At 55.2% G+C, this 21,370-nt stretch carries 16 protein-coding genes and 1 riboswitch; of the genes, 9 read left to right on the forward strand and 7 right to left on the reverse strand.

The window, feature by feature from the left end; translation table 11 throughout:
* Positions 1 to 20 precede the first annotated feature (20 nt).
* A riboswitch (FMN riboswitch) is annotated at positions 21 to 147 on the forward strand.
* Between the two features lie 83 nt (positions 148 to 230).
* Positions 231 to 1,031, forward strand: a complete 801-nt coding sequence (locus tag HMPREF0577_RS03770) for an ABC transporter permease (RefSeq protein ID WP_004012355.1) — start codon at positions 231 to 233, stop codon at positions 1,029 to 1,031.
* A gap of 33 nt (positions 1,032 to 1,064) precedes the next feature.
* Positions 1,065 to 2,162, forward strand: coding sequence for an ABC transporter substrate-binding protein (locus HMPREF0577_RS03775; protein ID WP_004012356.1), 1,098 nt, complete (start codon positions 1,065 to 1,067; stop codon positions 2,160 to 2,162).
* Here HMPREF0577_RS03775 and HMPREF0577_RS03780 read toward each other — a convergent pair.
* Entirely contained in the window at positions 2,110 to 3,348 is a 1,239-nt protein-coding gene (locus tag HMPREF0577_RS03780; RefSeq protein WP_004012357.1) for a DUF3866 family protein, read from the reverse strand. The genes HMPREF0577_RS03775 and HMPREF0577_RS03780 overlap by 53 nt on opposite strands.
* Before the next feature lie 32 nt (positions 3,349 to 3,380).
* Between HMPREF0577_RS03780 and HMPREF0577_RS03785 the strand changes: the two genes are divergently transcribed.
* From HMPREF0577_RS03785 to HMPREF0577_RS03805, 5 genes are read left to right on the forward strand one after another with little or no spacing between them, the layout of a single operon-like run.
* Positions 3,381 to 5,507, forward strand: a complete 2,127-nt coding sequence (locus HMPREF0577_RS03785; protein WP_004012358.1) for a helix-turn-helix transcriptional regulator — start codon at positions 3,381 to 3,383, stop codon at positions 5,505 to 5,507.
* An 8-nt stretch (positions 5,508 to 5,515) separates the two neighbouring features.
* The gene (locus HMPREF0577_RS03790) at positions 5,516 to 5,839 is read left to right on the forward strand and encodes a hypothetical protein (protein WP_036342439.1); all 324 of its coding nucleotides are present in this window, start codon (positions 5,516 to 5,518) and stop codon (positions 5,837 to 5,839) included.
* On the forward strand, positions 5,836 to 8,268 hold the full coding sequence (locus HMPREF0577_RS03795) for a DEAD/DEAH box helicase (RefSeq protein ID WP_004012360.1): 2,433 nt from the start codon (positions 5,836 to 5,838) through the stop codon (positions 8,266 to 8,268). Before HMPREF0577_RS03790 ends, HMPREF0577_RS03795 begins: the two co-directional genes overlap by 4 nt.
* Positions 8,256 to 9,809 carry an apolipoprotein N-acyltransferase gene (lnt, locus tag HMPREF0577_RS03800; protein WP_036342265.1) on the forward strand — a complete coding sequence of 518 codons (1,554 nt, stop codon included), beginning with the start codon at positions 8,256 to 8,258 and terminating at the stop codon, positions 9,807 to 9,809. Before HMPREF0577_RS03795 ends, lnt begins: the two co-directional genes overlap by 13 nt.
* Complete coding sequence (locus HMPREF0577_RS03805; RefSeq protein WP_004012362.1) at positions 9,806 to 10,540, forward strand: polyprenol monophosphomannose synthase; 735 nt, start codon at positions 9,806 to 9,808, stop codon at positions 10,538 to 10,540. The genes lnt and HMPREF0577_RS03805 overlap by 4 nt, the downstream gene beginning before the upstream one ends.
* 48 nt (positions 10,541 to 10,588) lie before the next feature.
* On the opposite strand, the gene HMPREF0577_RS03810 is transcribed toward HMPREF0577_RS03805, so the two are convergent.
* The 4 genes from HMPREF0577_RS03810 to HMPREF0577_RS03825 form a co-directional block, all read right to left on the reverse strand.
* The gene (locus tag HMPREF0577_RS03810) at positions 10,589 to 10,930 is read right to left on the reverse strand and encodes an RNA polymerase-binding protein RbpA (protein ID WP_004012363.1); all 342 of its coding nucleotides are present in this window, start codon (positions 10,928 to 10,930) and stop codon (positions 10,589 to 10,591) included.
* 232 nt (positions 10,931 to 11,162) lie between these two features.
* Positions 11,163 to 11,741: a MerR family transcriptional regulator gene (locus tag HMPREF0577_RS03815; RefSeq protein ID WP_004012364.1), complete on the reverse strand. Its 579-nt coding sequence runs from the start codon at positions 11,739 to 11,741 to the stop codon at positions 11,163 to 11,165.
* A 112-nt stretch (positions 11,742 to 11,853) separates the two neighbouring features.
* Positions 11,854 to 12,525, reverse strand: a complete 672-nt coding sequence (gene ftsR / locus HMPREF0577_RS03820) for a transcriptional regulator FtsR (RefSeq protein ID WP_004012366.1) — start codon at positions 12,523 to 12,525, stop codon at positions 11,854 to 11,856.
* Between the two features lie 77 nt (positions 12,526 to 12,602).
* Positions 12,603 to 13,040 carry an FHA domain-containing protein gene (locus HMPREF0577_RS03825; protein WP_004012367.1) on the reverse strand — a complete coding sequence of 146 codons (438 nt, stop codon included), beginning with the start codon at positions 13,038 to 13,040 and terminating at the stop codon, positions 12,603 to 12,605.
* Between the two features lie 164 nt (positions 13,041 to 13,204).
* On the opposite strand from HMPREF0577_RS03825, the gene HMPREF0577_RS03830 reads away from it, so the two are divergent.
* Positions 13,205 to 18,379, forward strand: a complete 5,175-nt coding sequence (locus HMPREF0577_RS03830) for a DUF3320 domain-containing protein (protein WP_036342268.1) — start codon at positions 13,205 to 13,207, stop codon at positions 18,377 to 18,379.
* Positions 18,380 to 18,402: 23 nt separating this feature from the next.
* Entirely contained in the window at positions 18,403 to 19,242 is an 840-nt protein-coding gene (locus HMPREF0577_RS03835; protein ID WP_004012370.1) for a DsbA family protein, read from the forward strand.
* A 24-nt stretch (positions 19,243 to 19,266) separates the two neighbouring features.
* Here the strand turns inward: HMPREF0577_RS03835 and rpe are convergent, their stop codons facing one another.
* A complete protein-coding gene (rpe, locus tag HMPREF0577_RS03840; RefSeq protein WP_004012371.1) occupies positions 19,267 to 19,923 on the reverse strand; it encodes a ribulose-phosphate 3-epimerase in 657 nt (218 codons plus the stop codon).
* Entirely contained in the window at positions 19,913 to 21,370 is a 1,458-nt protein-coding gene (locus tag HMPREF0577_RS03845; protein ID WP_004012372.1) for an RsmB/NOP family class I SAM-dependent RNA methyltransferase, read from the reverse strand. The genes rpe and HMPREF0577_RS03845 overlap by 11 nt, the downstream gene beginning before the upstream one ends.

The raw sequence follows: 21,370 nt of genomic DNA on the forward strand, positions 1-21,370 counted from the left end.
TCACCCTCAGTGATATACTGGTCTTGCTCTGGGGGCTGTGTAAATCAGCACCGGTGGTGAAAGTCCGCGAGCGCTCGCCCAATGGCGAGGGTTGAGCTGGTGAAATTCCAGCACCGACGGTAAAAGTCCGGATGGGAAGAGCCTTAGCCCGTGTGGTGCGCCTGGCGTACCGTTGACGGGTTGTTGTTCTTACCCCAGGCTGTCACGGACGCAATCCGAGGTGGGTAAGAATGTCTTGGTCAAGTGAAAACCGTACGCGGCGACACCCCGCGCGCGCGTTCACCGCTAATGACATTGTGGCACCCGCTGTTTTCGGGTTAATACTGTTGGGAGCCTGGTTTGCCACCACGGCAGGAGGGCGGATTCCCGCCTTTATCCTGCCCACTCCGACAGCGGTGTTTCGTGCGGCCGGTGAACTATTCGCGACCCCGAATTTTTGGCCATATCTGGGAAACACCCTGGTTTCGGCCTTGGCTGGAACCCTGTTAGGCCTCTTGTTCAGCGTGCCCTTAGCCTTTGCGATTCACCACTTTCACTGGCTCAATGCGGCGGTGCAACCATTTCTGGGAGCCTCCCAGGCTATCCCGGCAGTGGCACTGGCACCCCTGCTGTTGATTTGGTTGCCGGCTTCCTGGCTGGCGATAGTAGTGCTTTGTGCCATTATGGTGTTCTTTCCGATTCTGGTTTCCACCACCGTCGGTTTGCGACACCTGCCGGTGGAAGTGCTAGAAGCCGCGAAACTCGACGGGGCAAATACGTGGCAGCTGCTGCGACACATGGAGCTGCCCCTCGTGCTGCCAAGCCTGATGGGAGGAATCCGCAACGGCATCACGCTGTCGATAACCGGCGCAGTAGTGGGGGAAATTGTGATTGGGGGACACGGCATGGGAACCTTGATAACCTTGCAATCCCACAATGTGGACACGGCGGGAATGTTCGTCAGCCTCTTCACTATCTGTACCCTGGCGACCGCCATCTATCTGGGGGTTTACCAACTGGAGCGTCGTAGTAAATCCATCAACACGGTGTAAATACCACGGTGTAAATAAAGGAAAGGTAAGACCATGTTCAAACACATTTCCAAGTTGATTATTGGCTTCACCCTGGCAGGGCTAGCCTTGACTGGTTGCGGCATCAACGGAGGGGAAGGTTCGTCGAGCACCAGCCCGGCTTCTGGCAAAACTGCCGCCGGTAACCAAGAAGGCCGCCCGGTCACGATTGGCTTAACCTATCTGCCGAATGTCCAGTTCGCCCCCTTCTATGTGGCTAAAGACGAAAATCTCTTTTCCTGGAAAGGCGAAGCGGATACAAACAGCGCACAATCGATAGCACTGCGTCACCACGGTGCCGACGAAGGTTTGTTTAACGCGCTCATGAGTGGCAAGGAAGATATGGTTGTCGCCTTCGGCGATGAAGCCACTCAAGCCATTTCCCAGGGGATGCCTTTGAGTATTATCGGGGTTCTCTACCAGCGCTATCCGGTGGTGGTTATTGCCCGTCATGATTCCGGTATCAAGACTTGGCAGGATTTGAAAGGTAAAACCGTGGGTTTGCCAGGTCGCTATGGCTCCAACTGGTTCGGATTCCAAGCTGGCTTGCACGCGGCGGGTCTGAGCCTCGATGACGTGAAGGTTGCAGAAATCGGTTACACCCAGCAAACCCAGTTGACCACCGGGAAAGTTGACGCGGTGGTAGGTTTTTCCAATAATGACCTGGTACGTTTCCAGTTAGCGGGGGTGGGCGTAACCACCTTGACGCTGCCCTCGGAAACCCCGCTGGTGGGAGCGGTAGTGGTGACCACTCAAGAATTTGCGACTCATGAACCCGAAGTCTGCCAGGCTACCGTAAACGGCATGGCCAAAGCCATCCACAAGATTACCGCCGACCCTGAAACAGCACTTGCGGCCACCAAGAAATACGACCAAACCCTGACCAACGACCAGGCCATCGCAGCGGCTCGCCACGTCACGGAAGCGACTAATGAGCTGATTAAACTTGACCACTTTGACCCGAAAAACCCCGGGGCACAGTCCCTGGTCAACCCGCAAAAGTTCCGTGACATGGTCACTTTGCTGGATAAAATCGGTGCCTTGAGCGACAAAATTAACCTCAAGAATCTTGACGACCAGCAGGTAAAGAAGTTCGTGTGGCCGGGTGCCTAACTTCCGTTGAATCCGACTTCATGAGGTGAGCGGTGGCTTGCGCCGCATAGACTCCGGCACAAGCCGCCGCCAGGAAAGAAGCCGGATCCTCAGCCAAACCACGGGACATGGTGGAAAGCGGTACTGGAAAATCCTGCAGCACCTGGTAGAGACCCGCAGTGGAAACCTCGATTATCCGGTGGTGCTCGGCCAGCAGCTTCAGCTGCGACGATACCAAAGGTGCAAAACTGCCTTGGGGGTCAGCCAAAGCAGCCTCCCGTGGGGAGTCCTTTGAAAACACCGGTACCGGCACCGCCACCGGCGGCAAATCCATCCAAGTCAAAGCCGTCACCGTGTGATGGGAAATCCCAAAATGCCGCGGGCGAGCATCCCCGCTCGACATGCGCAACACCGCTATGGGTGTGCCCTGCAAGGCAGCAGCAATACGCAGCGCTTCGGAACTGGCAATCCCCGAAAAGCCCCAGCGAGTATCCGTGCCGAGGTTCCCCGGCCCTTGACTGACCACCACCGCGTCCAACTCCGCCACCAAATCCGCAATGAACATGGCTGACGGCAGGCTCACCGCTTCGAAATCCCCCCCGAAACACTGGCCACAGGTGATTGTAGCGGCCAGGAGTCCCCGGTCTTGCAAGGCACCCACCGTGCGAGAATACGCCAAAGGCAGCGCCCCGCCGTCGCTTTGAATATATCCGATGCGCCCCTGGGGGTAGACCTGTAAAAACCCGGCTACAACCGCAGGCAGGGCAGAGTGCAAATCCGCCACCAACACGGGCAATCCCCGCAGACTATCAGCCGACTGCAACACCTCGTGATAAGGGCTATCGGGTTCATCTGTCCCCAACACCAGTTTTTGATGCGGGGTGTAACGCGCCTTCACCAAGTGCCCCACCGAAGGCAAATCATCGAGAGGCAGACGGGTTTCATTGGCAATCACCATGGCCGCGCCGCCGGTACCGAGGTTTTTAACCAGCGGAGAAACCTCAATCTGTACCAAATCCCCCGGCTGCGCAGCCCCAACCAAATCGGGGTAGCACACCGCCTGACAGGTATCTCCCACCTGGAAACACGCGGCGGGAGCGGCATCGGACGGCGGGGGAGCCTCGGTTACCTCGCAAACCAACAGCTGATGCGCAGCGGCATACTTAACCTCTAAAACCCGAGCCTTACGCAGCATCACAATACCCATTTATATCCCAAAAAGCTTCCTATAATCAATGTATGGAGCAAAGCGAGATTTCGGATTCCCCGCCTGTTACCGACACTACCGCCGACGACCGCAACACCACCGCTGCCGCGTTGCGCCGCCAAATTGTGTTGCTGGCCGCGTTGTCCTCAAGTTCACGGTTGCAAACGGCGCGGGACTTACTGGTAAAGAACCGGTATTACGGCTTAGAAGCTTGGCAGGTACGTCGTTTTGCCGAGGCGGAAGGAAACGAAACCCCCCAGTGGCAAACAGCTAAGTCGCTGCTTGACAAAGACATTGCAGATTTGAACGCTGATGGGGAAATCATTGAAATCCAACCCACCCCGGGGAAAGAAAATCTCTATCGCTTGAACCCCACCCAACTGCGCCAAACCCGAGTCCTTTTCACCCCTCAAGAAAGCGCGTGGCTGGATGCCGCCCTGAAATTCCTAGACGGTAAACACCAGATTCTGCGCGAAAAAATCCACGGGCTAACCCAGGCTGGATCCCGAATCACTATAGATTTCGACCCGATGGTGCGAATCCCCCTGGCCGCCCAGCAAATGTATCAAGCTATTCTGGAACGCCGCCGGGTTTCATTCGAGTATAAAAATCGGCGCGGCGAAATCAGTCATCCCCAAGATTTCGAGCCCTGGAAACTGTATTTCCGACGCGGATTCTTTTATGTGCAAGGCAAATCTCCAAAGCACAACACCCCAGTGGTCTATCACCTGGCACGATTCCAAAGTGAGGTTGAACTCCAGCCAGCACCTCATGAAGCGGGGGCAAACCCCACCCCCTCGGGACAATACTGTATCCCGCTGACTATTCCTGATCCCTGCCTCGACTATTGCCTCGAAGAACCCCTGGTTTTAGCAATAGCACCCAAGGAAGCCCTGGAACTGCGGCAAAAAGCCACGCCGCTAAAGCAAGCCCCTCATGAATCCGCGCCCCTAAACCACCCAATACCACCCGGCTGGGAACTCTATCAAGTCAAAAACGCCCAACGCTATCGCTGGTACACCTGGGCCTTGGAATTCCTGGATAAAGTCGTGGTCGTCAGTCCCGAAGCCTTGCGTCAAGACGTGATTGCGGCCGCGAGACACCTGGCACAAAACGTGACCGAAATCCCTAAACCCCGGCGTAACCAACTGAAACCCGAAAATTCCACGCCGAACGTAAAATCCACCAAGTTACACCGTGACAATACGGGGCTGCTGCGCACCAGATTCCAAGCCATCTGCAGCTTCATCCACCTAAACCAACAGCTAAACCAGCCCATCACCGCCGAAACCGTGGCCAAAGAATTCCAGATTCCAGTTACCGAAGTAACCGCCACCCTAAACAATGCCTATGAATGGGGGGCGGGGGAATACGATATGGACGAAAACTTGAGGGTGGACGAGAGCGACGACGGAACCTTGACTATCAGCACCCAACCAGTACCGGAGTGGGTGACGGCCTTCGGACTACCATCGGCGGAATGCATCCCCCTGATTTTGAGTCTCGAGGCGCTCTCACGTTATCTACCGACTCGACGCCACGACATAACCCACGTGGAACTGAAGGTCTTGCGTTGTTATCTGCAAGACGAGACGGCGAATCTGGAGCTCCTGGGGGTTGACCAGCTAAGCCGCCAGCTGGAAGCCACGATGCAAACCCTGGATCAGGCCATCAAACAACGTCACCCCGTAACATTTACCTATGTCGATACCCACAATAAGCACAGTCGAGCTGATGTGTATCCCACCGAGTTACGGGCAGTGCGTTCCCGGGTGGAGCTAGAGGCTTTTAACCCTAAAAAACGCTCCCATAAGTGGCGCACCTACTGGTTGGAAAGAATGTCGGATTTGACGGTTTTGCCGGGTACTTTCCCGTCCGATTTGCCACGCCGCAGCGACAAGCCGCCGCGCCCCGTGTACCTAAAGGTTCGCGCCGAAGCCCTGCATGTTGCCGAACAGGTTGTGGAAGCCACCGTTTATCACCGAGCCAATAATGCGATGTGGGTACAGTTGGATGCCTATGATGCGACTTGGTTGACTCGACATCTGTTGGCTTTCGGGTCGGATTTGTTACAGGTGGCGGCCAGTCCAGATTTTCCGGGGTCATTAGGTGCCATTAAAGATACGGCTGCACGCGCCTTGATGAACTATCAAGTATGATATTAACCATGACCTGGCTTGGAATTGTGTGGCTTTTTCTGGGGATTTATGCCCTGGCCATGCTGGTTTTTACCCTGGTATGGTTATTCTTCAAGGTGCGCGGGGCATACCGAGCTCTACGCTGCATTGAGCTGCCAGAATCAGACGTGGTGCCGCCAGACACGCAGGTCGCGTTTCACGCTCCAGGCCCCACCGGCGACCCCGAAACCCTGAGTAGCGCTCGGGTTCGCCACCAAGAAATCAAGCAACAGCGCCGCGTCAATAAACAGCGTCGCCTACGCCGCGCTCAGGAACGCTGGGCCAGTCACGGGTTGGTGGGCGCACCCCGATGAGTCCCAAACGTAAACGCCGGCCTCAACAAAGCAAACGCGTCGCCCCACCCCAGCTGGATCCACAAACCCCCGCCGGGAAATACCGGGCTTTCAAAGCGCGGCAAATCTCGGCTCAGCTTGATGAATTCCAGGCCATGTTCGACTTCCCCTTTGATGATTTCCAGATTGCGGGGTGCCAGGTCTTGGATGGGGGCGCTGATGTGTTGGTGACCGCCCCGACTTCGGCTGGGAAAACTATCGTGGGGCTTTACGGGATTTTCTTGGCTTTACGCCAGGGCAAACGCTTGTTCTATACCACCCCAATCAAGGCGCTTTCCAACCAAAAATTCCTGGAATTGCAACAGATTTTCGGCTCTGACTCGGTGGGGTTGTTGACCGGGGACACGGTGGTAAACGGGGAGGCCGACATTATCGTGATGACCACCGAAGTCTTGCGTAACATGATTTACGCCAAAGCGGATTTATCCGCCCTGGGTTTCGTGGTTATGGACGAGGTTCACTATCTTTCCGACCAGTTTCGCGGCCCAGTGTGGGAAGAAATCATAATTCACCTAGACCCAGCGGTGCGCCTGGTGTATCTCTCTGCCACGGTCTCTAACTCGCGTCAATTTGCCGACTGGCTCGAAACCTTGCGCGGACCAACCAAGGTAGTGTCGACCTCCACCCGCCCGGTTCCCCTGGAACACTTCATGGTGAATCACGATGCCGAGATTTTCCCCCTGTTTGAAAACCAGAAAACCAGGGGAAACTTGAATCGAGCTTTACTGGCCGAAGCCGCGCAGCTCCTCATGAAACGGCGCGGGCGCTTCCCTCGCCGGCAGCGCGCCAACCGCGTCGAGATAGCACGACGCCTGCAGCGTGAAGGTTTACTGCCAGCCATACAGTTTATTTTTTCCCGGGCGGGCTGTGACGCGGCCGCCACCGAGGTGCAGCGTTCCGGGCTGCGTCTGACTAGCGAGGCAGAGGCTGAAATAATCCGGCGGCGCGTTGAAACCACTCTGGCGGGTTTCAACCCCGAGGATCTGTCGGCCAGCAACATCTATGCTTGGGAGGAAAATCTGGCAGCCGGGATTGCCTCGCACCACGCGGGGTTGTTGCCCATCCAAAAACAGTTGGTAGAAAACCTGTTTGCTGACGGCCTGGTTCGCTTGGTCTTTGCCACCGAAACCCTGGCTTTGGGGATTAACATGCCGGCGCGCACGGTGGTGCTAGAGGCTTTAAACAAGTTCAACGGATCGGAACGGGCGAATCTGACGGCGGGGGAATACACTCAGCTGACCGGAAGGGCGGGGCGACGCGGGATTGACACCTTTGGATATGCGCTGACTGTTTTGGATGCCAGGAATCCCCCGCAAGTCTTGGCGAGTCTGGCGGCGGGTCAGAGCTTCCCGCTGCATTCCGCTTTCGCTCCCAATTACAATATGGCGGTGAATTTGCTGGTCAGAACCAGTTTTGATGGGGCTCAACGCACCGTCGAAAAATCCTTCGCCCAGTTCGAAGCCTTGGGTTCATCGCGCAAACTCTTAAAGAATCTTAACAGCTTTGAAGCTCAAGCCCGCGAGCAGCGCGAGGCTGCCACCTGCCATGAAGGCGATATTTTCGAACTGCTCGACTTGATGAAGGCGCTATCAACGGCGGAAAAACAGGCCAAACAGCGTCGCCACAGCGGCGAGAATACCCCGGAAAACCGTGCTAAGGATCGCGAGCTCATTGACCGCACCCGCGAACAGGTTAAAGCCCATCCCTGCTATCGCTGTTCTGACCACGACATCCACCTCAGTCACGCCCGCCAGTATCGCCAGGCAAGCAATCAAGCCGCCCAGTTGCGTCAGCGTATCGAAATGCGCACCAAGAGTTTGTCACGCCAATTGCGTTCGACGGTGGAAGTGTTGCAGGCCTTGGACTATGTTCAAGCGGATTATCGATTGACCCCCAAGGGGGTAATGCTGCAAGGCGTGTACAATGAGCGTGATTTGCTGGTGGTGGAATGTGTGCAACGCGGCCTCTTTACGGATTTGACGGTGTCGGAGTTGGCGGGTGCCCTGGCGGTTTGCATCAGCGAGAATCGCGGCGGGGGGCCGTCACGACTGATTCCGGCCAATGCTTCACTGCGTCTAGCAACGGCGTTGGAAGCCATGGCTCGGCTGAATTTTGATTTGGCACAGTTACAGGAATCGCATCTTTTGGAACCATATCAGCCGCTTGACACCGGCGAAGCTTTGGGTGTGGTGGCCTGGGCACAGGGCAAAACCTTGACGGAATGTCTGGAGCTCGGCGGGGGAGTTGGCGCGGGGGATTTTGTGCGGATGGTGCGTCAGGTTATCGATTTGAGCAATCAGCTGCGCCAGGTGGTAGAGCCGGGTTCATCCCAACGTTTCCAGCAGCTCAATGACACTTTAAGGCGTGGAGTAGTGGCTTGGGATTTCTGATAACTCTAGGCTTGGCTCTGGGCGGGGGGATGCTTGGCGGACTGGCTTTTCCGCATTGGAATCTGTGGTTTTTGCTGTTTCCAGCCTTGATGTGTCTGTTCGGGGCGGTGCGTCGTTGCGCGGATTGGCGCCATCCCTCCTGGGGCCGCCTGGTGATTGGTTCAGTGTGGGGGGTGGTGTTTTTCGCCCTGCACTTGACGTGGCTGACGATTCCGGCTGCTTCACCTCTGCCGTGGGTGGCTTTGAGTGTGTTGCAAGCTCTTTTCATCGGGGGTTTCGCGGTGTTATGGGGGGCGGGCGAGGCTCGGTGGGATCAGCATCCCCGGGTTTTGTGGCCGCTGCGTCTGCTGTGGGGACCGGTGGCGTGGGTCGGGGTGGAACAGTTGCGTTCTCTGGTTCCGTGGGGTGGTTTTCCGTGGTCAAAATTGGGTTTCGCGATGGTGGATTCCCCGCTGATAGCGTGGGCTCCGTGGGGTGGCTCGGTGGCGGTGGGTGCGGTGGTGGTGGCCGTTTCATTAGGTGCCATCGAGTTTTTCCGGCGTGGTAAGGGGATTTTACGCCGCCCTATTTCCGGTATTTTGACTGTAGCGGTGGTGGTTTTCCCTCTGGTGGTGCCCGTGTCTAAGCCCGAGGCCACCGGCCAGTCTTTGCGGGTGGCGATAATTCAAGGTAACACCCCGGGGCGGGCTCCGCTCACCGCCAGCGGGGAGCCTTTCGAAGTGATGAATCTGCATGTCAAAGAGTCTTTGCGACTCCACGATAGTCTTGGCCGTCACAAGCGGGTTGACTTGGTGGTGTGGGGCGAGAATGCGGCGGATGTGGATCCACGGCTGAATGCCGATGCTTCCTGGCAGGTGGACAAGGTAGCCACTGCATTCGGGGGGGCTCCGATGATTTTTGGCACCTTAGGGTTCAAGAATAAAGAAATCAAAAATACCATTGTCTATTGGCAAGATGGACGGGCGCACGGCACTTATTCAAAACAGCATTTGGTACCTTTCGGGGAATACTTGCCGTGGCGCCATCTAGTAAGAACTATAGCACCGAAGTTTTCAGCGTTGGTTCCCCGCGATATTCGTCCGGGAACTGGGGTGGCACATTTACGAATTCATGCTGGGGGAGTGGATACCACTGTGGCCACCCCGATTTGTTTTGAAATTGCTGATGATGGGTTAATGCAGCGTGCCGTATCAGGTGCCAGTTTTATTATTATTCCCACTTCGAATATGCTTTTTGGGGATTCAGACCAAGCTGACCAACAGCTGGCTATCGCCCGGTTCCGTGCGATAGAATACGGGCTGGATTTGGTTCAGGCTTCCACTATGGACTCTACTGCGAGGGTTAATGCTAAAGGTGAAATCTTAGGGAAAGTTATCCCCACTTTCCACGCGGGATCTTTTGTTACCGCAGTGCCACTGCGTCATGGGTTCACCCCAGCGGCGGCTTATGGTTCAATGATTTCTCTAATGGCTTTGGCTGTGTTTGCCGGAATGTCTTTATTTATTATAATTAACACTGTTAAAGAAAGCTGGAACAAATGATTGAAAAAACAATTATAGCAATTCCTACTTACAATGAAGCTGAAAACCTAAGTGATATTACTCACGAAGTGTTAGCACAGGCTCCTAGCGTGGATATTCTGATTGTCGACGATAATTCTCCCGATGGAACGGGGCGTTTGGCCGAGGAACTGGGCACCAAGGATTCCCGCATCCATGTCTTGCATCGCCAAGAAAAGTCGGGATTGGGACCGGCATATCTGGCGGCTTTTGCTTGGGCCAGTGAGCACGGCTATACCTGGGTGGGCGAGTTCGATGCCGATGGATCGCACCGCCCCCAGGATTTGCCGCGTTTACTGGCTATGGCGCGGGGTACCACCCGGCCAGACTTGGTGATTGGGTCGCGCTGGATCCGTGGGGGCGGTACCCGGGGGTGGTCCAAAAAGCGTGAAATACTCAGCCGCGCGGGCAATTTTTATGTTAATATAATTCTCGGTTTGCGGGTCCACGATGCCACCGCCGGTTTCAGAATCTATCGCGTCGACTTCCTGAATCGCCTGTTGGGAGCCGTAAATATCGAGTCCAGAGGCTACGGTTTCCAAATCGAGATGACCTGGCGCACGCGGCGCGCGGCCGGGCAAATCAAAGAAGTGCCAATCATCTTTGTGGAACGGCGCGCCGGAACCTCTAAAATGTCGGGTTCAATCATCCAAGAGGCGTTCGTGAAAGTCTTACGTTGGCGCGTAAGCGAGTTACTTCATCGGGGTTCATGAGGTGCGTGCCTAAAATCCAGGCCACACCCCAGTTCCACCCAGTTATTTTCAGTGGCGGCGACCCGATCGATATGCCTCGAGGCGTTCCCCCAGCAACACATCAAGTTCCTCGATGGAGCGTCGATCCCGCAGCTGTTCCCAGTGGGTTTTCTGGGGTTTTATGGTTTTTTCTTCGGCAAAGTCTTCAGCTCCGACTCGCAGGGCTTTTTGGGAACATTGCGGGCAGTCCCACACATCGGGAACCTTGGCGTCAATAGCGAAGGTCACATCAAAGGTGTGGCCAGCGGGACAAGTGTAGTCAACGGTTTGTCGTTCAACGAAAACGACGCCTTCCTCGGATTCCAAAGATGTGAAGCCCATGTGGGTACCACGAAGTGCGCGATCAGCCATTTATTTTCCTCTCTAAAACGGGGCAACTCATTATAACCCAATCGCCAGGATTGCAGCTTTTTGCGGGGTCGCGATGGGGTTCCCAGACAGGCGAAGGGTTCAAAACTAGGTCGATTCCCAGTCGGTGCCAATCCGATAAGATACATTATGTCATTTTAGAATACACCAAAACCTCCACAAGCACCTCATGAACCGGAAACGAGTCGAACCCGAGCCCTACCCCGTCGCGAAACTAACTGGCGTGACGAGCCGCCCGTCGACGCGCCAATTCGTCGATAACCTCGGGATTATTGGCATCGTGCAGGTTCTCGGTGGGCAGCTCGGCCAAAGTGCCTTCAATCTCGCGCCACACGCGACCCACAGCAATCCCAAAAACGCCCTGGCCACCTTGCATCAAATCGATAACCTCGTCCGCCGAGGTACAGGCATAGACCGAAGCCCCATCGCTCATCAAAGTAATCGAAGCCAAGTCATCGACACCCATACTGCTCAAAGTAGCCACCGCCACTCGAATCTGTTGCAGGGAAACCCCCGTATCCAACAGGCGTTTCACCACTTTCAGCAACAGAATATCGCGGAAAGAGTACAGACGCTGCGAGCCAGATCCCCTCGCATTGCGTACCGTGGGTTCCACCAGCCCGGTACGAGCCCAATAGTCGAGCTGCCGATAGGTAATCCCGGCGGCTTTGGACGCAATTGGCCCGCGGTATCCTGTTTCTTCGTCAAGAACAGGAAGAACCTCGCCAAAAAGCATTGGCTGTTTAATTTGCGGGACACGTCCCTGATAGCTGTCTGCCACTTCCGGCTCCATTCAAACGCTGGTCGAAACTTCAGTATCTTTAGATTAAGGCTCAAAGAGTCAATAGTCAATGAGCGACGCGCCCAAACCTTACACTTCAAGTTAAAGTTTAAGGTTTTGAGTGTCAAGAAATCTCTTCAACCCCTTGCATAGTCAGAGCCTCTATCAACGAAGCCAGGATAGTCGCCAAATCATGGGCATCCTGGCGTGCCCGATCCTTGGACACTGCGGTGTTCTTAGCGCGAGCCGGTCCCACCACTTTGTCAATCAAATCCACCGCACTGTTCGCTGCCGACTTGGCGGAACGCAAATTCCGGGGTTCAATACCCACTACTTCCAACTGCATCACCGCGCGCACCACCGCCACGGCTCGCACCGAAAACCGCCCCGACAAATCCGGAGCAATCAACTTAGCGGCTACCATTTTCTCCAAAGTCTCCGAGCTGACCGAAGTATAGTCCATAATTTGGCGCACCGTGACCCGCTTCGTTTTTGGCACCGCCACTTCCCCGTCGCTGACCACCATTCGTGCGATGGGTTCAAGAGGAACCGGCTCCTCGCCACAATCAAGTAAAGCCAGGTTTTGACCAATTTTAGCCAAAGGTAAGTAACTGTCGCGTTGCTGGCGCAGGGCATAGCGAATCCGCTCCACGTCAGCTAGGGAATAGGCGCGGTATCCATTATTGGCGCAACGCGCCGGACACACAATCCCGTGGGTTTCCAACAGTCGCAATTTCGACTGGGTGACCGAGGGGAATTCCGATGCCACCAGCTCAATCACCTGTCTGATGGGCATAGAAGGAGTGCTGTCTACCTCAAAGGGCCAACAATTCGGGGATTCACCGTCAAATTTTCGGGCAGTGTTAGACGAATTCACTGTGCCACCGCTGGATAGTAGGCCAAACGGAACTTCCCGATTTGGACTTCCTCGCCCGCCGCCAACAGGTGCGATTCCACCCGAATACGGTCGACGTAAGTCCCATTCAAAGACCCAATGTCGCGCACCAGGTATCCCCCGTCGCCGCGTAAAAACTCACAGTGTTTGCGCGACACGGTTACATCGTCCAAGAAAATATCTGAACGTGGGTGACGTCCGGCGGTAATCCGGTCGGTGTCCAATAAAAATCGGGCACCAGCCGAAGGACCGCGTTGCACAATCAGCAGAGCTGATCCGGCGGGAAGCGAAGCCACCGCTTGTTCATCAGCGGCGGAGAGTACACGCTTACCCGATACATCCTCTGTGCCTTCTAGCCTTCCTATCGCGCCGAAAACGGCGGTTTCGTCCGGTGCTGGTATGCCTGCGTCAGTCATAATCGTCTCCTCTGCTCGACCCTACTAGACTATGTTAGTGGCTAGCGTGAAAAAAAGTTAACCATTTTGTTATATTCCTGTTATATTCCAGTTTAGCTTTCGTCCCCGCGCCAGAATGGCTTAAAATAAACGGGAGCCTAAAAAACTAGTCGAGGAAGCATGCCGTGTCAAAACCTGTGAATGCCGCCGGGGATGCCTGGATTACTTCGCTGTATTCCGCTCAAATCGGCCTGTTTCCCCTGTCTGCCCCCGCCGGCAGCTTGAGTTTCAATTTCAGCGAGGATAGCTTATCTGCTACCAGCCATAAGCTGCGTCAAGGTGCGCGCTTCGAGCTGTATCCAGTTCCCGCCAGCAGTGTATCCGAAACCCTAGCCACTCCGCCCGCCGTTCCCCTGGACATGCCAAATCACTGGCGGTGGTTGGTTGAGAATCTTGACGAAAACACCCAGCTACAGGCAGCTCTGGGGCTGGTACTGCCAGCATCGGGCAAGTGGTGTCTACCGATTTTCACTGCCGTCCTGCAAGCCACCCCGGCCACTCCCCCAGGTTTTCTCCAGTTGGAAACCGGAGCCAGGCTGCAGCTAAACACCACGGTAGTCAAGATTTTGTCCCAAAAATACGGGGTTTCCTCGCGATGGGTCAAGGCTGGTAAAACCGCATCAGGACTGAATCTAGACATCTTATGGCGCGGTTTGCTTCACGAGCTCCGCAATTCACCCCGGGCCGCTGGTTTGCAATTAGTCGCGGGGGGTCGCGTGGGTCTGACTCGACGTGGATTTCATGAGGTGCTTGGGGATTTACGCAAAAACCTTGGCGTCTATCTCGGCTCACCCCTCGTGAAACAGTATGCCACCCCCAGTAAAACGCAAGATTACCCACCCAACAGATACCCCAACCTAGATATTTCCAAGCTGCTTTATACCCCGCTGAAAGCCGACCATAACCAGCTGCGGGTACCGGCAGCCTTCGGACACCAAGAGAGTCTGATTCTGGTTGGAGAGCCAGCCACCGGCAAAACTACGGCGGTAGTAAACGCCCTGTCGCAGGGCATTGTGGAACAACGCACCGCCTTGGTGATAGGAAACCCAAATGCATTAAACCGACTCAAAACACGGATGCAACGAGCCGATTTGGGGCATTTATTCCTTACTTTAGAGTCACACGATTTTAACGAGTCGGCACGCGCAGCGCTTAAAGCAGCATGGGACAAACCGGTGAATGCGGATTCGGATTATTTACAGTCCTGCCGCCAATCCCTGGTGGCGCTCGCCGCTGACCTTGATATTTACGCCGCGACGGTGCATGAACCCGGACCGAATCAGCTCTCGACTTGGGATGCTTACGCCGCCACCTTGGTTACCGCAGCGAATCTGAATGCACAGGAACTCGACTTAGCCTCAGAACTGGCTCAATCCCCATTGTTTCCCTACCAGCCTCAACAGCGCATCCGTGCCGCGCGATACAGTCGAGAGCTGGCCGATTTGGATAAGGAATCAGTGGGGGGACTGGCCGCAAATCCCTGGTCTTTGTTGGGGCCAGGCTACCAGGTCGATAAAGCCACCTTGTCCCAAGCCGTCAATGCTTTAGAAGCTGCAATTACCCACGCGCACCCGGCGGTGCTCGAAATCATGTCGGCCTGCACCAGCATAGAGACTTGGCCATTGTTTGCACGATGGCTTGACCTGCTGGAAATCGGCTACGGTCGAGAGCCCGTGGAACTCACCAACGGGGAACGCATAGAAATTACGCAAAGTATCCGGGCACTTAAGGCTCGCTATCGGGAACTGATTCAAAATGCGAAGCCGCTGCTCGAGATGGCGCGCGAGGCTTATTCTCAACAGCTAGACAAGCGCTTATTGGTCGATGCGCGCCACGCGCAGTCCTCTAGCGGCTTCACTCGCGGATCGCGACTCAAAGCGGTGCTAAAGGAACTCCAGCCCTATCTTTCGGCTCCTTTGCCGGCCGCAAAGGTAGTGGAAACTCTCGAGGAAATGGCAAAAATTCGGCGGCAAAGTGAAGAGCTAAGTGCCTTGATTGTATCCAATCCTTTGTTGGGTCTGGATGAAATCGATGCCTTAGCCACCGGGGCTCACGAGCTGTTTTTGCGCCACGCCGACACGATTTTAACTTCCATAGAACTGGCTGCCCAGCTGCAAACTCGAATTCCGGACTTAATTTCCCTGAAAGACATTGCCCAAGAGGGTGGCAACCTGGGGAAACAGGTGCGTGCCATTGCCGGATCTTTCGCTGGAATCCTGGATATTTTGCGCACCCAACCCCGCCAATTGCAACACTGGGCCGAAGCAATGCCTCCATTGGCAAAATACCTACAGGTACGCAAAATCTGGTCGGCTTCCTTAACGCCCGAAGATTCCACTTTGGACAGCATGGCTGCCTTTCGCCGCCTCGAACCCAGGCTTAAAGAAATTGGGCTGGAAACACTTTCACAATGGGTGGAACAAGGCAGGCTCAGTGGTAAGGGCATTTCTGAAGTTTTACACCACGCTTTGAGTCTCACCGCCCTAGAGGAACGCAACCATGCCCTGCAGCTGCAGTCTTTTTCGGCTGCCGAACATAACGCCCAAGCAGAACGACTGGCCGCTACCGCCGCTGAAACCCGACGAGAAATCACCAATGCGATACAGGCCGCTGCCGCTGACTTTACCCATCGCCTGGACAAAAATCAGCTGCGAGCCTTCGGGGCACGCCTGCGTGAAGAAGACTTCTCGATTTCCACCGCACTACGCCAGGATTTACCTCTGGTATTGGCGCGAACCCCGATTCTGGGGTTGACTCCCCAACAGGCCGCACAATATCTGGTACCGGGAAAATCTCGCTTCGATGCCCTCGTGGTGCTGGATTGCGAAAGCCTCCCAGCCGGGGCAGTAGTCAAGGCTTTGAGCTGTGTTGAACAAGTTCTGTTTGTAGCTAACAGCCTCGCGACCTTAACTTTTGGCGGTCAAAAAGAAGCGCCTTCGGTGTACACAGCGGCACGCCAAGCCGGTTTCCCGCAGCTACGCTTCCACCTGCGTTACGGTTCGAAGCTGTCCCCCGTAGTGCCTCTGGTAAATAAAGAATTGGGTGCCACGGGGCAAGGCTGGCCGGTGGCGTGGCGCCCGGAATCAGCTACCATCTTGACCTTGGAAAATCCGGAGGCTGCGGAATTTGCGCCACATCTAGCCGGGGAGGCTCCGGGGTGGACGGGACAAAATCCCAGCCTCCAGTGGTTTGAAAAAGCCGGAAATTTCTTAATTAACCTGGCGCTAAGAAACAAAAACTCCCGGCTACTGGCCGTAACCTTCACGGCTGATATGGCGGCGGGAATCCGCTGGTATCTGGGTGCCACTCTCCGGGAACACGGCTTGAAACTGCCCGCGTTGCGAGTGGCTCATCTAGGTGATTTTCCTGCCGGAGAAATCCCGGCGCTGGTGTTTTTCCTCGGTTCTGATGCCTCCCCCCAGCCCTCACCTGCCAGTTGCCGTGAAGACCTCACCGCCGCGTTTACAAGGCTGATGCAAAGTGTCAGTCAACGCCTATGGCTGGTAGAAGACAGCAATCTTGACCGAGGCGCTCTGCCCGATTTCTTGCGAGATTTCCTCGAAGAAATCGAGTTACCCCACAGTCCCCACGAATTCGTCAGTGAATCGAATTTTGTGGTGGAACACCTTAAGAAACTGCTGGGACAGGCTGGATTGGAAGTCAGCGGACCGCTCGGAAATCCACCGCTAAGCGTTGATTTAGCGGTTCGAGGCAGTGCCGAGGCACCCTGGATGGGAATCATCCTTGATAATCCCGAGTGGTGTGGCCTGAGTCACACCATCGACCGCGAGGTAAATCTGGAAGATTACCTGGTACAAGACTGTGGCTTCGCCCAAATAGAACATATCTACCTCGATCAGCTAATCAATGATGAAGACGAAGTCACTCGACGTATTGTGTCTCTCTCCCTTGACTTGGCTTTCCCCGGGGATGTCACCGAAGGTGCAGTTGCCAGTGAAGACCGCTATTCTTCCCCGGCTCGGATAGTTGCGGCTCTCTCCCAACGCATGGATTCCTGGGAGGCACCTCATGACCCCGAAACCATCTGGAGTCTGCCCCCCAACCTGCCGGCTCCAGCCACCCTGGCGACCACTGTAGCAGCCACCGCTACCCCCGACTCCGAATTACCCGAGGTAACTCATTCCACGTCGATAACGCCATCCACCCCGGAGTTAACGATTGATATCAACGCAGTCGCCACGAGCCAATCCCCAGATTCCAACACCGAATTGCCCCCAGAACTTCGGATTGCCGACAACATTATCAACGCCCTTCACGAGGCGCCATCCGCAGATGCGGCTTTATACATGTTCCCAGCTCTCGCGCATCCCGGAACTTTGCCCAAACAGATAACCGACGGGGAAATTGCCCTGGGCAAAGGATTAAACACGCATTCCCCAGCACCAATTGTCTTTGATATCCCCCAAAGTGCTTTCACCCACTTGACGCGCGAGCAAGCCGAGGAGGCTCCACTGCCTCAACCCACACTCTCAGAGCGTCTCGGCGACAGTGAAGGAGCATGGATTGCTAATCTGACTGCGCCCGAGGAAACCGGCAAAATTTCCAAACCCGGATTGGGGGTGTTCGCGCCACTCTATGTACCGACAAATGACTCCCCCGGGATAGCATCGAGAGTATCCGGGATGTCAGGCACCACCCCGGATACTCATTTTGATGCCACCACCATTATCACCGAGGCAGACCCCGAATTCGTACCGTTGCCAGACCACGGTGAAACCACGATTAAACCATTTGTACCTCGGGGTAAACCCCAACACGACCTGGGGGAAAAACAGGTTCTAGACGAACTTGACGAACCCGATAATGCAGCCGTTGTGAAGAAAGCCTTGGAAAAAATCCTTTATACCGAAGGCCCAATTGGCACCGCTAGACTGGCGAAACTGGTGGCGGATGCCTTTGGAATGCAACGTTTACACCCGAAGCGACGCGATAAGATTCTCGCCTTGTTATCGCCCGAAGCTGTAGTGCAAACCACGAATTTTGGCGAGTTCGTTTGGCCACCAGGAACCGGCAAAGACCGCTTTAAGGTATTTCGTACCGGCTCTATTTACGGGCAACGCAATCTGACCGATATTTGCGACGAAGAGTTTAACAACGCTCTGACCTGGGTTATTGCCACGCAAGAGCCCCTGGAAGAGGACGCTAGCGAGGCAGTGGCACGCGTCTTAGACTTGACCCCGGCACGCACCGCCATCCGATTGCGGATGTCTTTGGGGCTAGCGCAACTGGACAGCGAAGGGCGCTTGGAAAGAAAGGGCGGCCGTCTTCGTCTACAATAGTGGAGACGTTATTAAGGAGCAGCATGGGAAAAACATCCAATAAGAAAATCGTAGTATCCAATCCGAACAACGCCGGTCACGCCCGCACGGTGATGATTATAGTTATCGTCGCCCTGGTTTTGGCGTTGGCACTGGCCGCAGTGGTTATCGTCACCAAGAAACGTGCCGTGGTGTCACAGCCCGACGGCACCATTGCCAATACGGCATCGCTGACGGGATATGCTGAACCCACCGAGTACTCCCAAGGCAAGGGTTTGTGGTTTAAACATGGCAAGCTGCTTTCCGACGAAGAGATTGCCTCGGAGGCAGCCAAAGGCACCAAAGTCTTAGAGTACTATTTCGATTACACCTGTAACATCTGCAATGATGTGGACGAGAAGCTGAATCAAGGCAAGCAACTCGAGGATTTGGCCGAGGACGGCAAGGCTCTGTTGGTGTTACGCCCCACCTTGACTCATAATGCTCCTTTTGCGCATGTGGCCAATAATCTGATTTACTGGGTGGCTAAAAACCAACCGGAAAAGACGTGGAAGTTGTCAAAGGCGTTGACACACTATGCCATGAATACCTATAAAACTGCTGATTTCCAGAACAATAAGAACAATTCCAAATGGATTAACGAAGCCACGAACCCTGAACCCGTGGTTAAACGAATTGCCGAGGAAAATGGAATTGATTATTCTCAGGTGCCTGCGGCATCCCCGGAATCGGGGCAGATATCTATCGATATCTATGCAAAACAGCGCATGGCTAAGCTTGGCGAAAACAGCGCGGGGACACCGCTGTACATTGCCAATGGCAAGATTTTGAAACTCGGTGGAGTGAAACTAAGCGATAAATTGTTGGAAAACGCGACCCTGTAGAGCAAATCCAACCGTTGGGGTACCCTAGCGTACCCCAACGGCAATTTCGCGCAGTTTCGCGATAGCCCTAGCAGGTTCGCGTTTAAACACGAAAGAACCAGCGACGATGACATTCGCCCCTGCTTCAACCACCTTGGCGATATTCTTGTCGCTGATACCGCCATCTACCTCGATATCGGTGCTCAGCCGGGCTTCCTCTATCATCTTGCGTAACCGCTTAATTTTGGGGTAGACCTCGGGGATGAAACCCTGCCCCCCGAATCCCGGTTCCACGCTCATCAACAGCACCTGGTCGAAACGTGGCAAAATATCCGCTAAGACGCTAACCGGGGTGGCCGGGTTCAAAGCTATCCCCGGTTTAGCGCCCAGTTCACGGATAGCTTCGGCGGTGCGCAGCGGTGCCTTCGCCGCTTCGAAGTGGAAACTTACGATAGAACACCCGGCTTTGGCATATTCCGGAGCCCACCGGTCGGGATTGTCAATCATCAGGTGTGCATCCACTGGTAAGGTAGTGGATTTCACCACTGCCTGTGCCGTAGGTAACCCCCAAGTCAAATTTGGCACAAAGTGGTTGTCCATAATATCTAAATGCACCCCATCGGCACTGTCAATAGCATTAAGCTGATTGGCAAAATGCATCTGGTCACAGTTCAAAACAGAGGGGTAAATTTTAATTTTCATCAGTTTCTTTCTTTCGTAGTAGGGCTAAAAACATGGCATCCGTGTGATCTCTGTCGGGCCAAAGCTGCAGGTAAGGCCCCGATCCAAAATCATGATTGGCGTCGAGCGCCACCTGCTTCGCTATCTCTACGGCATCGAGCACTTCCAAATCATCACGCTTTTGTAACACCGAGTTCACCAGGGCGCGGGTTTCGGCCAAATGCGGGGAACACGTCGCATACGCCACTACCCCACCGGCTTTGGCAGCCTCGATTCCCGAAATCAGTAAATCGGCCTGCAAAGGCGATAATTCGCTGAAATCTGCCGGGTTTTTGCGCCACCTAGCTTCGGGACGTCGCCGCAGAGCCCCCAGCCCGGAACACGGCGCATCCACCAGCACCCGGTCGGCCTTGCCGGGATGCCGGGATCCGAATTCACGCCCATCCCCACGGATAACCGTGACATTACCCGCCAAGGCTTTGACCGAATCACGCACCAACTCGACTCGGTGTTCCGCGATTTCATTGGCCACCACTGCCACGTCCTTCGGCTTAGCCAAAGCCGCCAACAAAGCGGTTTTCCCGCCCGGACCGGCACATAAATCCACCCAGGTGCGCTCTACTCCAGGCACTTCTACCGCCGTCAACACCTCAACCAGGAATTGGGAACCCTCGTCCTCTACCCCAGCATAGCCCCTCGTGACCAGGCGTAACCGACGCGGATCACCACCCGAAAGCACCACCGCGTGCGGCGAGAGCCGTCCCAAACGGGTGTCCACATCAAGATAGGTTTCCGCTGCTGTCGCCAATTCGTCGGCTGTGCACAAGCTCGGGCGGGCGCAAAGAGCCACATAAGGCGGTGTGTTTTGAGCGTTTAGCAGTCCCGGCAGTTCCTCTGCCGCTCGCCCGGCCGCCACCAGGGAATCGCGCAACGCCCAAATCATCCATTCGGGATAAGAAAACGCCACGGCCAAGGCTTTTTCCTCACTCAGGTTTTCGGTAATAATGTCCAGCCATTCCGACAGCGATTTTTCCGACACCCGACGCAAAACTGCATTGACCATCCCCGCCGGCCCGGTGCTGATTCGGTCGCGCGCCAAGTCCACCGCCGAATCCACAGCCGCGTAGCTTTCAACTCGCATCCCCAGCAACTCGTGACACCCCAAGCGCAACACCGTAAGCACATCCGCGTCGAGTTCCCCCAAATCTCGGTCTACCAGCCGTGCGATAATCGCGTCGTAGCGTCCCTGTAAACGTAGGGTACCATAGGCCAATTCCGTGGCGAAAGCAGCGTCGCGCCGGTTCAAATGGTGGCGTTCAATCTCGTTGGGCAATACCAGATTGGCAAAAGCATCGTCTTGTGCCACGCGATGCAAAGTCCAAAATGCGGTGTCTCGAGGCTGGTCACGACGCGTTTTAGCGCGATACTGATATCCAGTGTGGGGGTTGCGAAAGGATCGCTGGTTCAC

The organism is Mobiluncus mulieris ATCC 35243 (assembly GCF_000160615.1).
Taxonomy (GTDB): Bacteria; Actinomycetota; Actinomycetes; order Actinomycetales; family Actinomycetaceae; genus Mobiluncus; species Mobiluncus mulieris.